A 15,164-nucleotide genomic window follows, 5' to 3' on the forward strand; every position below is an offset into this window, starting at 1 on the left:
CGTGGTATCACCATCAACACTTCTCACGTTGAATATGACACCCCGACTCGCCACTACGCACACGTAGACTGCCCGGGCCACGCCGACTATGTTAAAAACATGATCACCGGTGCTGCGCAGATGGACGGCGCGATCCTGGTTGTTGCTGCGACTGACGGCCCGATGCCGCAGACTCGTGAGCACATCCTGCTGGGTCGTCAGGTAGGCGTTCCGTACATCATCGTGTTCCTGAACAAATGCGACATGGTTGATGACGAAGAGCTGCTGGAACTGGTAGAAATGGAAGTTCGTGAACTTCTGTCTCAGTACGATTTCCCGGGCGACGACACTCCGATCGTTCGTGGTTCTGCTCTGAAAGCGCTGGAAGGCGAAGCAGAGTGGGAAGCGAAAATCATCGAACTGGCTGGCTTCCTGGATTCTTACATCCCAGAACCAGAGCGTGCGATTGACAAGCCGTTCCTGCTGCCTATCGAAGACGTATTCTCCATCTCCGGTCGTGGTACCGTTGTTACCGGTCGTGTAGAGCGCGGTATCATCAAGGTTGGTGAAGAAGTTGAAATCGTTGGTATCAAAGAGACTGCTAAGTCTACCTGTACTGGCGTTGAAATGTTCCGCAAACTGCTGGACGAAGGCCGTGCTGGTGAGAACGTTGGTGTTCTGCTGCGTGGTATCAAACGTGAAGAAATCGAACGTGGTCAGGTACTGGCTAAGCCGGGCTCTATCAAGCCGCACACCAAGTTCGAATCTGAAGTGTACATTCTGTCCAAAGACGAAGGCGGCCGTCATACTCCGTTCTTCAAAGGCTACCGTCCGCAGTTCTACTTCCGTACTACTGACGTGACTGGTACCATCGAACTGCCGGAAGGCGTAGAGATGGTAATGCCGGGCGACAACATCAAAATGGTTGTTACCCTGATCCACCCGATCGCGATGGACGACGGTCTGCGTTTCGCAATCCGTGAAGGCGGCCGTACTGTTGGTGCGGGCGTTGTTGCTAAAGTAATGAGCTAATTGCCGAATAACATTTGACGCAATGCGCAATAAAAGGGCATCATTTGATGCCCTTTTTGCACGCTTTCACACCAGAACCTGGCTCATCAGTGATTTTTTTTGTCATAATCATTGCTGAGACAGGCTCTGAAGAGGGCGTTTAGTCCGAAACGCACCAGAGCATTTCGGTTTGGATCGCCTCGCTTACGCGGGGTGAAAATGTTTGTAGAATACTTCTGACAGGTTGGTTTATGAGTGCGAATACCGAAGCTCAAGGAAGCGGGCGCGGCCTGGAAGCGATGAAGTGGGTTGTTGTCGCTGTATTGCTGCTTGTAGCTATCGTTGGCAACTACCTCTATCGTGACATGATGCTGCCGCTGCGTGCGCTGGCCGTAGTGATTCTGATTGCCGCAGCGGGTGGTGTCGCGCTGTTGACAACAAAAGGTAAAGCGACCGTTGCTTTTGCCCGTGAAGCGAGAACCGAAGTCCGTAAGGTCATTTGGCCAACTCGCCAGGAAACATTGCACACCACATTAATTGTGGCTGCGGTTACCGCAGTAATGTCACTGATCCTGTGGGGACTGGATGGTATTCTGGTTCGCCTGGTATCCTTTATCACTGGCCTGAGGTTCTAAGATGTCTGAAGCCCCTAAAAAGCGCTGGTACGTCGTTCAGGCGTTTTCCGGTTTTGAAGGCCGCGTAGCCACGTCGCTGCGCGAATATATCAAGTTACAAAATATGGAAGAGCTGTTTGGCGAAGTCATGGTGCCGACCGAAGAAGTGGTCGAAATCCGTGGTGGCCAGCGTCGCAAGAGCGAACGTAAATTCTTCCCGGGCTATGTACTGGTCCAGATGGTGATGAATGACGCAAGCTGGCACCTGGTGCGTAGCGTGCCGCGTGTGATGGGCTTTATCGGCGGTACATCTGACCGTCCGGCGCCGATCAGCGACAAAGAAGTTGATGCGATCATGAACCGTCTGCAGCAGGTTGGTGATAAACCGCGTCCGAAAACGATGTTTGAGCCAGGTGAAATGGTTCGCGTTAGTGACGGTCCGTTTGCTGACTTTAACGGCGTGGTTGAAGAAGTGGACTACGAGAAGTCCCGCCTGAAAGTCTCTGTTTCTATCTTTGGTCGTGCGACCCCGGTAGAACTGGACTTTGCCCAGGTAGAAAAAGCCTAAACAGCGATCAAAAAAGCGGCGATTTAATCGTTGCACAAGGCGCGAGATTGGAATACAATTTCGCGCCTTTTGTTTTTATGGACCCTGTCCGTAAAACGAATTTAATCACGGGGAGCCTCCTTGAGGCGCTATAACCCAACTAGAGGAATTTAGAATGGCTAAGAAAGTCCAGGCCTACGTCAAGCTGCAAGTTGCAGCTGGTATGGCTAACCCGAGTCCGCCGGTAGGTCCAGCACTGGGTCAACAAGGCGTGAACATCATGGAATTCTGCAAAGCGTTCAACGCAAAAACTGATTCCATGGAAAAAGGTCTGCCGATCCCGGTTGTTATCACCGTTTACGCTGACCGTTCTTTCACTTTCGTTACCAAAACGCCTCCTGCAGCAGTTCTGCTGAAGAAAGCGGCTGGTATCAAGTCTGGTTCCGGTAAGCCGAACAAAGACAAAGTGGGTAAAATTTCCCGCGCTCAGCTGCAGGAAATCGCGCAGACCAAAGCTGCCGACATGACTGGTTCCGACATTGAAGCGATGACTCGCTCCATTGAAGGTACTGCACGTTCCATGGGCCTGGTAGTGGAGGACTAAGAAATGGCTAAACTGACCAAGCGTATGCGCGTGATCCGTGACAAAGTTGATGCAACTAAACAGTACGACATCAACGAAGCTATTGCTCTGCTGAAAGAGCTGGCCACTGCTAAATTCGTAGAAAGCGTAGACGTTGCCGTTAACCTCGGCATCGATGCTCGTAAATCTGACCAGAACGTACGTGGTGCAACTGTACTGCCGCACGGTACTGGCCGTTCCGTTCGCGTAGCCGTATTTGCCCAGGGCGCAAACGCTGAAGCTGCTAAAGCTGCAGGCGCTGAGCTGGTAGGTATGGAAGATCTGGCTGACCAGATCAAGAAAGGCGAAATGAACTTTGACGTTGTTATTGCTTCCCCGGATGCAATGCGCGTTGTTGGCCAACTGGGTCAGGTTCTGGGTCCGCGCGGCCTGATGCCAAACCCGAAAGTTGGTACTGTAACCCCTAACGTTGCTGAAGCGGTTAAGAACGCTAAAGCAGGTCAGGTTCGTTACCGTAACGACAAAAACGGCATCATTCACACTACCATCGGTAAAGTGGATTTTGACGCTGACAAACTGAAAGAAAACCTGGAATCTCTGCTGGTTGCGCTGAAAAAAGCGAAACCGACTCAGGCTAAAGGCGTGTACATCAAGAAAGTTAGCATCTCCACCACCATGGGTGCTGGTGTTGCCGTTGATCAGTCCGGTCTGACTGCGACTGTGGCGAACTAATATTCGCCTTTACGTGGGCGGTGATTTTGTCTACAATCTTACCCCCACGTTTCTGTTGAAATAAACAGAACTCTATGCGAGTCATTTGAATTGTAGCAAGGCAGCAATTGAGTGAATCGCCGGGAGTGTAGTTAACTACATGACCGGTGTGAACGAGAGCAGCTAACACAGCTACGGTTCAAAGGGTGAAGTCATAGACAAGATTTGTTCGTTGGAGCCTGGCCTATCCAGGCCTCCGTCGAAGACCGCAGGTGTTTCGTAAGAAACTTAATGCCCTGCGTAGACGGTGACAGAACGCTAAGATTATTTCTGATACTCTGGCTTGTTTCTGCTCACCGTATTTAGACGCTCTCTCCGTTGGTGAGAGTGAAGTGAGTTCCGGAACATGAGTTCCGGCAAACATCCAGGAGCAAAGCTAATGGCTTTAAATCTTCAAGACAAACAAGCGATTGTTGCTGAAGTCAGCGAAGTAGCCAAAGGCGCGCTGTCTGCAGTAGTTGCGGATTCCCGTGGCGTAACTGTAGATAAAATGACTGAACTGCGTAAAGCAGGTCGTGAAGCTGGCGTATACATGCGTGTTGTTCGTAACACCCTGCTGCGCCGCGTCGTTGAAGGTACTCAGTTCGAGTGCCTGAAAGACACGTTTGTTGGTCCGACCCTGATTGCATACTCTATGGAACACCCGGGCGCTGCTGCTCGTCTGTTCAAAGAGTTCGCGAAAGCGAATGCAAAATTTGAGGTCAAAGCCGCAGCCTTTGAAGGTGAATTGATCCCGGCATCGCAAATCGATCGCCTGGCAACTCTGCCGACCTACGAAGAAGCAATTGCACGCCTGATGGCAACCATGAAAGAAGCTTCGGCTGGCAAACTGGTTCGTACTCTGGCTGCTGTACGCGATGCGAAAGAAGCTGCTTAATCGCAGTTATCTTTCTCAAGCATCTGCTTACGTATAAACTTATTCTGATTTTCAGGAACAATTTAAATGTCTATCACTAAAGATCAAATCATTGAAGCAGTATCCGCTATGTCCGTAATGGACGTTGTAGAACTGATCTCTGCAATGGAAGAAAAATTCGGTGTTTCCGCTGCTGCTGCTGTAGCTGTAGCTGCTGGCCCGGCTGAAGCTGCTGAAGAAAAAACTGAATTCGACGTAATTCTGAAAGCTGCTGGCGCTAACAAAGTTGCTGTTATCAAAGCAGTACGTGGCGCAACTGGCCTGGGTCTGAAAGAAGCTAAAGACCTGGTAGAATCTGCTCCGGCTGCCCTGAAAGAAGGCATCAGCAAAGACGACGCAGAAGCACTGAAAAAATCTCTGGAAGAAGCTGGCGCTGAAGTTGAAGTTAAATAAGCCAACTTTTCTGGTTGCAGCCTAAGAAATTAGGCTGATGGCTGGTGACTTTTTAGTCACCAGCCTTTTTGCGCTGTAAGGCGCCAGTAGCATTTCACACTGTTTGACTACTGCTGTGCCTTTCAATGCTTGTTTCTATCGACGTCTTAATATACTGCGACAGAGCATCAGTTCTGTGTAAATCGCAATGAAATGGTTTAAGCGTGATAGCAACAGGCATTGCGGAAAGTATTCGATTTTCCGGTCAACAAAATAGTGTTGCACAAACTGTCCCTTCGTCGGACAGATGGGTCGACTTGTCAGCGAGCTGAGGAACCCTAATGGTTTACTCCTATACCGAGAAAAAACGTATTCGTAAGGATTTTGGTAAACGTCCACAAGTGTTGGACATACCTTATCTCCTTTCTATCCAGCTTGACTCGTTTCAGAAGTTCATCGAGCAAGATCCTGAAGGGCAGTATGGTCTGGAAGCAGCTTTCCGTTCCGTTTTCCCGATTCAGAGCTACAGCGGTAATTCCGAGCTGCAATACGTCAGCTACCGCCTTGGCGAACCGGTGTTTGACGTTCAGGAATGTCAGATCCGTGGCGTGACCTATTCCGCACCGCTGCGCGTAAAACTGCGTCTGGTGATCTACGAGCGCGAAGCGCCGGAAGGCACCGTAAAAGACATTAAAGAACAAGAAGTCTACATGGGCGAAATTCCGCTCATGACTGACAACGGTACCTTTGTAATCAATGGTACTGAGCGTGTTATCGTTTCTCAGCTGCACCGTAGTCCTGGCGTCTTCTTTGACTCCGACAAAGGTAAAACCCACTCTTCGGGTAAAGTGCTGTATAACGCGCGCATCATCCCTTACCGTGGTTCCTGGCTGGACTTCGAATTCGATCCGAAGGACAACCTGTTCGTACGTATTGACCGTCGCCGTAAACTGCCTGCGACCATTATTCTGCGTGCACTGAACTACACCACTGAGCAGATCCTTGACCTGTTCTTTGAAAAAGTTGTTTTCGAAATTCGCGACAACAAACTGCAGATGGAACTGGTGCCGGAACGCCTGCGTGGTGAAACCGCCTCCTTTGACATTGAAGCTAACGGCAAAGTCTACGTCGAAAAAGGCCGTCGCATCACTGCGCGCCACATTCGCCAACTGGAAAAAGACGATATCAAACATATCGAAGTTCCGGTTGAATACATTGCTGGTAAAGTTGCGGCTAAAGACTACGTTGACGAATCTACTGGCGAGTTGATCTGCGCAGCTAACATGGAGCTGAGCCTGGATCTGCTGGCTAAGCTGAGCCAGTCTGGTCACAAGCGTATCGAAACGCTGTTCACTAACGATCTGGACCACGGCCCGTACATTTCTGAAACTGTACGCGTCGACCCAACCAACGATCGTCTGAGCGCACTGGTAGAAATCTACCGCATGATGCGTCCTGGTGAGCCGCCGACTCGTGAAGCTGCTGAAAGCCTGTTCGAGAACCTGTTCTTCTCCGAAGACCGCTATGACCTGTCTGCGGTCGGTCGTATGAAGTTCAACCGTTCTCTGCTGCGCGACGAAATCGAAGGTTCCGGTATCCTGAGCAAAGACGACATCATCGAAGTGATGAAGAAGCTCATCGATATCCGTAACGGTAAAGGCGAAGTCGATGATATCGACCACCTCGGCAACCGTCGTATCCGTTCCGTAGGCGAAATGGCGGAAAACCAGTTCCGCGTTGGCCTGGTACGTGTTGAGCGTGCGGTGAAAGAGCGTCTGTCTCTGGGCGATCTGGATACCCTGATGCCTCAGGATATGATCAACGCCAAGCCGATTTCTGCAGCAGTGAAAGAGTTCTTTGGTTCCAGCCAGCTGTCTCAGTTTATGGACCAGAACAACCCGCTGTCTGAGATTACGCACAAACGTCGTATCTCTGCACTCGGCCCAGGCGGTCTGACCCGTGAACGCGCAGGCTTCGAAGTTCGAGACGTACACCCGACTCACTACGGTCGCGTATGTCCAATCGAAACGCCTGAAGGTCCGAACATCGGTCTGATCAACTCCCTGTCCGTGTATGCACAGACTAACGAATACGGCTTCCTCGAGACTCCGTACCGTAAAGTGACCGACGGTGTTGTAACTGACGAAATTCATTACCTGTCTGCTATCGAAGAAGGCAACTACGTTATCGCTCAGGCGAACTCCAACCTGGATGACGAAGGCCACTTTGTAGAAGATCTGGTTACCTGCCGTAGCAAAGGCGAATCCAGCTTGTTCAGCCGTGATCAGGTTGACTACATGGACGTATCCACCCAGCAGGTGGTATCCGTCGGTGCGTCCCTGATCCCGTTCCTGGAACACGATGACGCCAACCGTGCATTGATGGGTGCGAACATGCAACGTCAGGCGGTTCCGACTCTGCGCGCTGATAAGCCGCTGGTTGGTACCGGTATGGAACGTGCTGTTGCCGTTGACTCCGGTGTTACTGCAGTTGCTAAACGTGGCGGTACTGTTCAGTACGTGGATGCTTCCCGTATCGTTATCAAAGTTAACGAAGACGAGATGTACCCGGGCGAAGCAGGTATCGACATTTATAACCTGACCAAATACACCCGTTCTAACCAGAACACCTGTATCAACCAGATGCCTTGCGTATCTCTGGGCGAGCCGGTTGAACGTGGTGATGTGCTGGCTGACGGTCCGTCCACCGACCTCGGTGAACTGGCGCTGGGCCAGAACATGCGCGTGGCATTCATGCCATGGAATGGTTACAACTTCGAAGACTCCATCCTCGTATCCGAGCGTGTTGTCCAGGAAGACCGTTTCACCACCATCCACATTCAGGAACTGGCATGCGTGTCCCGTGACACCAAGCTGGGGCCAGAAGAGATCACCGCTGACATCCCGAACGTGGGTGAAGCTGCGCTCTCCAAACTGGATGAATCCGGTATCGTTTATATCGGTGCGGAAGTGACCGGTGGCGACATTCTGGTTGGTAAGGTAACGCCGAAAGGTGAAACCCAACTGACGCCAGAAGAGAAGCTGCTGCGTGCGATCTTCGGTGAGAAAGCGTCTGACGTTAAAGACTCTTCTCTGCGCGTGCCAAACGGTGTTTCCGGTACGATTATCGACGTTCAGGTCTTTACTCGCGATGGCGTAGAAAAAGACAAACGTGCGCTGGAAATCGAAGAGATGCAGCTGAAGCAGGCGAAAAAAGACCTGTCTGAAGAACTGCAGATCCTCGAAGCTGGCCTGTTCAGCCGTATCTACGCTGTGCTGGTTTCCGGTGGTGTTGAAGCTGAGAAGCTCGACAAACTGCCACGCGACCGCTGGTTAGAACTCGGCCTGACCGACGAAGAAAAACAGAATCAGCTGGAACAACTGGCTGAGCAGTACGACGAACTGAAACACGAATTCGAGAAAAAACTCGAAGCGAAACGCCGTAAAATCACTCAGGGCGACGATCTGGCACCGGGCGTGCTGAAGATTGTTAAGGTTTATCTGGCGGTTAAACGTCGGATCCAGCCTGGTGATAAGATGGCAGGTCGTCATGGTAACAAGGGTGTAATCTCTAAGATCAACCCGATCGAAGATATGCCACACGATGCTAACGGTACGCCGGTAGATATCGTACTGAACCCGCTGGGCGTACCATCGCGTATGAACATCGGTCAGATCCTTGAAACCCACCTGGGTATGGCTGCAAAAGGTATCGGCGATAAGATCAACGCCATGCTGAAACAGCAGCAGGAAGTCGCGAAACTGCGCGAATTCATCCAGCGTGCTTACGATCTGGGTTCAGATGTTCGTCAGAAAGTTGACCTGAATACCTTCAGTGATGAAGAAGTTCTGCGTCTGGCTGAAAACCTGAAAAAAGGTATGCCGATCGCAACGCCGGTATTCGACGGTGCGAAAGAGTCTGAAATCAAGGAACTGTTACAGCTGGGTGGCCTGCCGACTTCCGGTCAGATCACACTGTTCGACGGTCGTACCGGTGAGCAGTTCGAGCGCCAGGTTACCGTTGGCTACATGTACATGCTGAAACTGAACCACCTGGTTGATGACAAGATGCATGCGCGTTCTACCGGTTCTTACAGCCTGGTTACTCAGCAGCCGCTGGGTGGTAAGGCGCAGTTCGGTGGTCAGCGCTTCGGGGAGATGGAAGTGTGGGCGCTGGAAGCATATGGCGCAGCATACACCCTGCAGGAAATGCTCACCGTTAAGTCTGATGACGTGAACGGTCGTACTAAGATGTATAAAAACATCGTGGACGGCAACCATCAGATGGAACCAGGCATGCCGGAATCCTTCAACGTACTGTTGAAAGAGATTCGTTCGCTGGGTATCAACATCGAGCTGGAAGACGAGTAACTCTCGATCAAACAGGTCACTGGTGCTGGCGTAACAGCCAGCGCCAGATTGTGCTAACTCCGACGGGAGCAAATCCGTGAAAGATTTATTAAAGTTTCTGAAAGCGCAGACTAAAACCGAAGAGTTTGATGCGATCAAAATTGCTCTGGCCTCGCCAGACATGATCCGTTCATGGTCTTTCGGTGAAGTTAAGAAGCCGGAAACCATCAACTACCGTACGTTCAAACCTGAACGTGACGGCCTTTTCTGCGCCCGTATCTTTGGGCCGGTAAAAGACTACGAGTGCCTGTGCGGTAAGTACAAGCGCCTGAAACACCGTGGTGTGATCTGTGAGAAGTGCGGCGTTGAAGTGACCCAGACCAAAGTACGCCGTGAGCGTATGGGCCACATCGAGCTGGCGTCTCCGACTGCTCACATCTGGTTCCTGAAATCTCTGCCGTCCCGTATCGGTTTGCTGCTTGATATGCCGCTGCGTGATATCGAACGCGTACTGTACTTCGAATCTTATGTGGTTATCGAAGGCGGTATGACTAATCTGGAACGTCAACAGATCCTGACTGAAGAGCAGTATCTGGACGCGCTGGAAGAGTTCGGTGACGAATTCGACGCGAAGATGGGTGCGGAAGCAATCCAGGCCCTGCTGAAGAGCATGGATCTGGAGCAAGAGTGTGAAACTCTGCGCGAAGAGCTGAACGAAACCAACTCCGAAACCAAGCGTAAGAAGCTAACCAAGCGTATCAAACTGCTGGAAGCCTTCGTACAGTCTGGCAACAAGCCAGAGTGGATGATCCTGACCGTTCTGCCGGTTCTGCCGCCAGATCTGCGTCCGCTGGTTCCGCTGGATGGTGGTCGTTTCGCAACGTCGGATCTGAACGATCTGTATCGTCGCGTTATCAACCGTAACAACCGTCTGAAGCGTCTGCTGGATCTGGCTGCGCCGGACATCATCGTACGCAACGAAAAACGTATGCTGCAGGAAGCGGTTGACGCCCTGCTGGATAACGGTCGTCGCGGTCGTGCGATCACCGGTTCTAACAAACGTCCTCTGAAATCTTTGGCCGACATGATCAAAGGTAAGCAGGGTCGTTTCCGTCAGAACCTGCTCGGTAAGCGTGTTGACTACTCTGGTCGTTCTGTAATCACCGTAGGTCCATACCTGCGTCTGCATCAGTGCGGCCTGCCGAAGAAAATGGCACTGGAACTGTTCAAACCGTTCATCTACGGCAAGCTGGAACTGCGTGGCCTGGCCACCACCATCAAAGCCGCTAAGAAAATGGTTGAGCGTGAAGAAGCTGTCGTTTGGGATATCCTGGACGAAGTTATCCGCGAACACCCGGTACTGCTGAACCGTGCACCAACACTGCACCGTCTGGGTATCCAGGCATTTGAACCGGTACTGATCGAAGGTAAAGCTATCCAGCTTCACCCGCTGGTTTGTGCGGCATATAACGCCGACTTCGATGGTGACCAGATGGCTGTTCACGTACCGCTGACGCTGGAAGCCCAGCTCGAAGCGCGTGCGCTGATGATGTCTACCAACAACATCCTGTCTCCGGCGAACGGCGAACCTATCATCGTTCCGTCTCAGGACGTTGTATTGGGTCTGTACTACATGACCCGTGACTGTGTTAACGCCAAAGGCGAAGGCATGGTGCTGACTGGCCCGAAAGAAGCTGAGCGTATCTATCGCGCAGGTCTGGCCTCTCTGCATGCGCGCGTTAAAGTGCGTATCACTGAATACGAAAAAGATGAAAACGGCGAATTCGTTGCGCACACCAGTCTGAAAGACACGACCGTTGGTCGCGCCATTCTGTGGATGATCGTACCGAAAGGTCTGCCTTTCTCCATCGTTAACCAGGCGCTGGGCAAGAAAGCTATCTCCAAAATGCTGAACACCTGTTACCGCATTCTGGGCCTGAAGCCGACCGTTATCTTCGCTGACCAGACAATGTACACCGGCTTTGCTTATGCAGCGCGTTCAGGTGCATCTGTTGGTATTGATGACATGGTCATCCCGGAGAAGAAACACGAGATCATCTCTGAAGCGGAAGCTGAAGTTGCTGAGATCCAGGAGCAGTTCCAGTCTGGTCTGGTAACCGCGGGCGAACGCTATAACAAAGTTATCGATATCTGGGCTGCGGCGAACGATCGTGTATCCAAAGCGATGATGGATAACCTGCAAACCGAAACCGTTATTAACCGTGACGGTGTAGAAGAGCAGCAGGTTTCCTTCAACAGCATCTACATGATGGCCGACTCCGGTGCGCGTGGTTCTGCAGCACAGATTCGTCAGCTGGCCGGTATGCGTGGTCTGATGGCGAAGCCAGATGGCTCCATCATCGAAACGCCAATCACCGCGAACTTCCGTGAAGGTCTGAACGTACTCCAGTACTTCATCTCTACTCACGGTGCGCGTAAAGGTCTGGCGGATACCGCACTGAAAACAGCGAACTCCGGTTATCTGACTCGTCGTCTGGTCGACGTTGCGCAGGACCTGGTTGTTACTGAAGACGATTGCGGCACTCTGGAAGGCATCACCATGACCCCGGTTATCGAGGGTGGTGACGTTAAAGAGCCGCTGCGCGATCGCGTTCTGGGTCGTGTAACTGCTGAAGACGTTCTGAAGCCGGGTACGGCGGATATTCTGGTTCCACGCAACACGCTGCTGCACGAACAGTGGTGTGATCTGCTGGAAGAGAACTCCGTTGACTCCGTTAAAGTCCGTTCTGTTGTATCTTGTGACACCGACTTTGGTGTATGTGCGCACTGCTACGGTCGTGACCTAGCGCGTGGCCACATCATCAACAAAGGTGAAGCAATCGGCGTTATCGCGGCACAGTCCATCGGTGAACCGGGTACACAGCTGACGATGCGTACGTTCCACATCGGTGGTGCGGCATCTCGTGCGGCTGCTGAATCCAGCATTCAGGTGAAAAACAAAGGTAGCATCCGTCTGAGCAATGCGAAGTCGGTTGTGAACTCCAGCGGTAAACTGGTTATCACCTCACGTAACACCGAACTGAAACTGATCGACGAATTCGGCCGTACCAAAGAAAGCTATAAAGTGCCTTACGGCTCCGTTATGGCGAAAGGTGATGGCGAACAGGTTGCTGGCGGCGAAACCGTAGCAAACTGGGATCCGCACACCATGCCGGTTATCACCGAAGTGAGTGGTTTTGTCCGCTTCACTGACATGATCGACGGCCAGACCATTACTCGTCAGACCGACGAGCTGACCGGTCTGTCTTCTCTGGTGGTTCTGGATTCTGCAGAGCGTACTGCGGGTGGTAAAGACCTGCGTCCGGCACTGAAAATTGTTGATGCTCAGGGCAACGACGTTCTGATCCCAGGCACCGATATGCCTGCTCAGTACTTCCTGCCGGGTAAAGCGATTGTTCAGCTGGAAGATGGCGTACAGATCAGTTCTGGTGACACCCTGGCGCGTGTTCCGCAGGAATCCGGCGGTACCAAGGATATCACCGGTGGTCTGCCGCGCGTTGCTGACCTGTTCGAAGCACGTCGTCCGAAAGAGCCGGCAATCCTGGCTGAAATAAGCGGCATCATTTCCTTCGGTAAAGAAACCAAAGGTAAACGTCGTCTGGTTATCACCCCGGTAGACGGTAGCGAACCGTACGAAGAGATGATTCCGAAATGGCGTCAGCTCAACGTGTTCGAAGGTGAACGTGTAGAACGTGGTGACGTTGTTTCCGACGGTCCGGAAGCGCCGCACGACATCCTGCGTCTGCGTGGTGTGCATGCTGTAACTCGTTACATCGTTAACGAAGTTCAGGACGTATACCGTCTGCAGGGTGTTAAGATTAACGATAAACACATCGAAGTTATCGTTCGTCAGATGCTGCGTAAAGCCACCATCGAAAGCGCTGGTAGCTCCGACTTCCTGGAAGGCGAGCAGGTTGAATACTCCCGCGTCAAGATCGCTAACCGCGAGCTGGAAGCGAACGGCAAAGTGGGTGCAACGTTCTCCCGCGATCTGCTGGGTATCACCAAAGCGTCTCTGGCAACCGAGTCCTTCATCTCTGCAGCATCGTTCCAGGAAACCACGCGTGTCCTGACCGAAGCCGCTGTTGCAGGTAAACGTGATGAACTGCGCGGTCTGAAAGAGAACGTAATCGTGGGTCGTCTGATCCCGGCAGGTACTGGTTACGCGTACCACCAGGATCGTATGCGCCGTCGCGCAGCGGGCGAACTGCCAGCTGCACCGCAGGTGACTGCTGAAGATGCGTCTGCCAGCCTGGCAGAACTGCTGAACGCAGGCCTGGGCGGTTCTGACAACGATTAATCGTTGCCGACCATAATAAAAAACCCGCTTCGGCGGGTTTTTTTATGTCCAGGTTTATTTCTGATGGCGCTTATCAGGTCTACGAGGCTACGAAGCCATCAGGCAGTGTCATTAATTTACCGGCGGTAACCGCCGATAAAGCTCAATCATATCTCCCGCCAAATCCTGAATCACCATCGCGTTCATCAGGTGATCCTGCGAATGGACGGTGATGAGATTAACCGGTAGCTTGCCGGTTCCTTCGTCAATTCCGATCAGCTGGGTCTGGATTTTATGCGCTTGTTTAACGTACTCGCGTGATTCCGTCATCGCTTGTTCTGCACCGGAGAAATCACCTTTACGCGCCAGTTGCAATGCCGTCAGGGCCTGGCTGCGTGCAGCGCCAGCGTTTACCAATAACTCCATGATGATCGTTTCTAACTCTTCCATACCATCACTCCAGTAGTTTCAGCGCCTTGTCTAGCACCGCATCGCCTTTCATCATGCCGTAATCCATCATGTCGATAACGGCGACCTTTTTGCCTAGTGGGTCGGCGATCGCCTGTAGCTTGGCCTGTTCATACTTAACCTGTGGACCGAGCAAAACGATATCCGCTGTAGCGATATTCTCTTCAAACTCGGCCACCGGGACGGCTTTGATAGTAACGTCGACGCCTTTTTTCTGGGCGGCATCTTTCATCCTTTGCACCAGCATGCTGGTGGACATTCCGGCGGCACAGCATAAAACGATGTTTTTCATAAGCAGTCTCGATCAACATGTGTGAGTTGATAATTATCGCGAGCCAGCTATAGCAACAACTGCTTTGCAACGATTGTGTGCAAGGCATCACAAAGAAAACCGCTTTTTCTGAAACCGGTTACAAAAAGAGGCCAAACCCTGCGATCTGGACCGGGACCAGCGGCTTTTTGACTCGCTTATCACATGCTGGAATATATAATTACTGTCAATAAAGACATGTTATAAAAAACAGTATTGACAGCGTTTTTTAAACCCGTATGTTAATACTTAACAGCGGAGAAATTGTAGTTTGCTGTTAACGTAGTAAGTGTTAGTAGAGCTTGATTGGGGTTTGCGATAAAGGCCACGAAGTATTTTTGTATGGGATAGTCGATGCTGAAAACGCTATTTTTTCACCTCGACAATGCTTTCAGGCCACGTAGTTGATATATCTAATCGCAAAAAATCAGTAAAACGCGACGATGTAACGCCATGATTTAATAGTAATTGTTCGTGATTTCTGCTTTTTAGTTATCACGAGGGAAATAAGGCAACGCATCAAAGAGTATATGTCGCGAGGGGAAGTGTACTTGTTTAGGTCACCAGCCTTGAGTTCTATTATCAAGCGGGTGGAATGTGTTTAACGGTAAATAGAGGAAAGCTTTAGTTAGTATCAATATCCAATATTATCTGTAGTAAACGTGTACATTTTAAAGTAGTACCATCAGCAGTATTAAATCGTTAAGTTTATTAATGTTAAATTTGAAGTGTGTAGTAACGTAAAGCCCTGACTGCAATAGTCGGGGCTTTTGTTCATTGTAGATCAAGCTGTTATCCAGGATGCTTAGCCGCGTTGGTTCAACATTGCATCACTCAGTGGGTATTAAAAAAATTAATGCTTGCTTAATGATTAGAAGTAGGTCTACTATAGCTGCATCGGTTTGGAACACAGACCTTATGCAAGCAGTTTTAGTAAAGCAGTT

The 15,164-nt window shown here is 51.1% G+C and carries 11 protein-coding genes; 9 read left to right on the forward strand and 2 right to left on the reverse strand.

Going from position 1 to position 15,164, the window contains the following annotated elements; genetic code table 11:
* The 9 genes from tuf to rpoC form a co-directional block, all read left to right on the forward strand.
* On the forward strand, window positions 1-1,011 hold a 1,011-nt coding region (gene tuf, locus OGX66_RS02470), incomplete at its 5' end, for an elongation factor Tu (RefSeq protein WP_127674166.1).
* A 230-nt stretch (window positions 1,012-1,241) separates the two neighbouring features.
* The gene (gene secE, locus OGX66_RS02475; RefSeq protein ID WP_003033128.1) at window positions 1,242-1,625 is read left to right on the forward strand and encodes a preprotein translocase subunit SecE; all 384 of its coding nucleotides are present in this window, start codon (window positions 1,242-1,244) and stop codon (window positions 1,623-1,625) included.
* Window position 1,626: 1 nt separating this feature from the next.
* A complete protein-coding gene (gene nusG / locus OGX66_RS02480) occupies window positions 1,627-2,172 on the forward strand; it encodes a transcription termination/antitermination protein NusG (RefSeq protein WP_003033125.1) in 546 nt (181 codons plus the stop codon).
* A gap of 154 nt (window positions 2,173-2,326) precedes the next feature.
* The gene (rplK, locus tag OGX66_RS02485; RefSeq protein WP_003033122.1) at window positions 2,327-2,755 is read left to right on the forward strand and encodes a 50S ribosomal protein L11; all 429 of its coding nucleotides are present in this window, start codon (window positions 2,327-2,329) and stop codon (window positions 2,753-2,755) included.
* Window positions 2,756-2,758: 3 nt separating this feature from the next.
* Window positions 2,759-3,466, forward strand: coding sequence for a 50S ribosomal protein L1 (gene rplA / locus OGX66_RS02490; protein ID WP_003033119.1), 708 nt, complete (start codon window positions 2,759-2,761; stop codon window positions 3,464-3,466).
* 418 nt (window positions 3,467-3,884) lie between these two features.
* Window positions 3,885-4,382, forward strand: a complete 498-nt coding sequence (gene rplJ, locus OGX66_RS02495) for a 50S ribosomal protein L10 (RefSeq protein ID WP_001207203.1) — start codon at window positions 3,885-3,887, stop codon at window positions 4,380-4,382.
* Window positions 4,383-4,448: 66 nt separating this feature from the next.
* Window positions 4,449-4,814 (forward strand): 50S ribosomal protein L7/L12, encoded by a 366-nt coding sequence (gene rplL / locus OGX66_RS02500; protein ID WP_003033114.1) that lies wholly within the window; start codon window positions 4,449-4,451, stop codon window positions 4,812-4,814.
* Between the two features lie 320 nt (window positions 4,815-5,134).
* On the forward strand, window positions 5,135-9,163 hold the full coding sequence (gene rpoB, locus OGX66_RS02505) for a DNA-directed RNA polymerase subunit beta (RefSeq protein WP_003033111.1): 4,029 nt from the start codon (window positions 5,135-5,137) through the stop codon (window positions 9,161-9,163).
* 76 nt (window positions 9,164-9,239) lie between these two features.
* A complete protein-coding gene (gene rpoC / locus OGX66_RS02510; protein ID WP_003033107.1) occupies window positions 9,240-13,463 on the forward strand; it encodes a DNA-directed RNA polymerase subunit beta' in 4,224 nt (1,407 codons plus the stop codon).
* A 111-nt stretch (window positions 13,464-13,574) separates the two neighbouring features.
* Here rpoC and OGX66_RS02515 read toward each other — a convergent pair whose 3' ends face one another.
* Both OGX66_RS02515 and OGX66_RS02520 read right to left on the reverse strand, forming a co-directional pair.
* Window positions 13,575-13,892 carry a PTS lactose/cellobiose transporter subunit IIA gene (locus tag OGX66_RS02515; RefSeq protein WP_003033104.1) on the reverse strand — a complete coding sequence of 106 codons (318 nt, stop codon included), beginning with the start codon at window positions 13,890-13,892 and terminating at the stop codon, window positions 13,575-13,577.
* A 4-nt stretch (window positions 13,893-13,896) separates the two neighbouring features.
* Window positions 13,897-14,202, reverse strand: coding sequence for a PTS sugar transporter subunit IIB (locus OGX66_RS02520; RefSeq protein ID WP_003033102.1), 306 nt, complete (start codon window positions 14,200-14,202; stop codon window positions 13,897-13,899).
* Window positions 14,203-15,164: the final 962 nt, after the last annotated feature.

The organism is Citrobacter sp. Cf072 (genome assembly GCF_030334485.1).
GTDB lineage: Bacteria > Pseudomonadota > Gammaproteobacteria > Enterobacterales > Enterobacteriaceae > Citrobacter > Citrobacter freundii.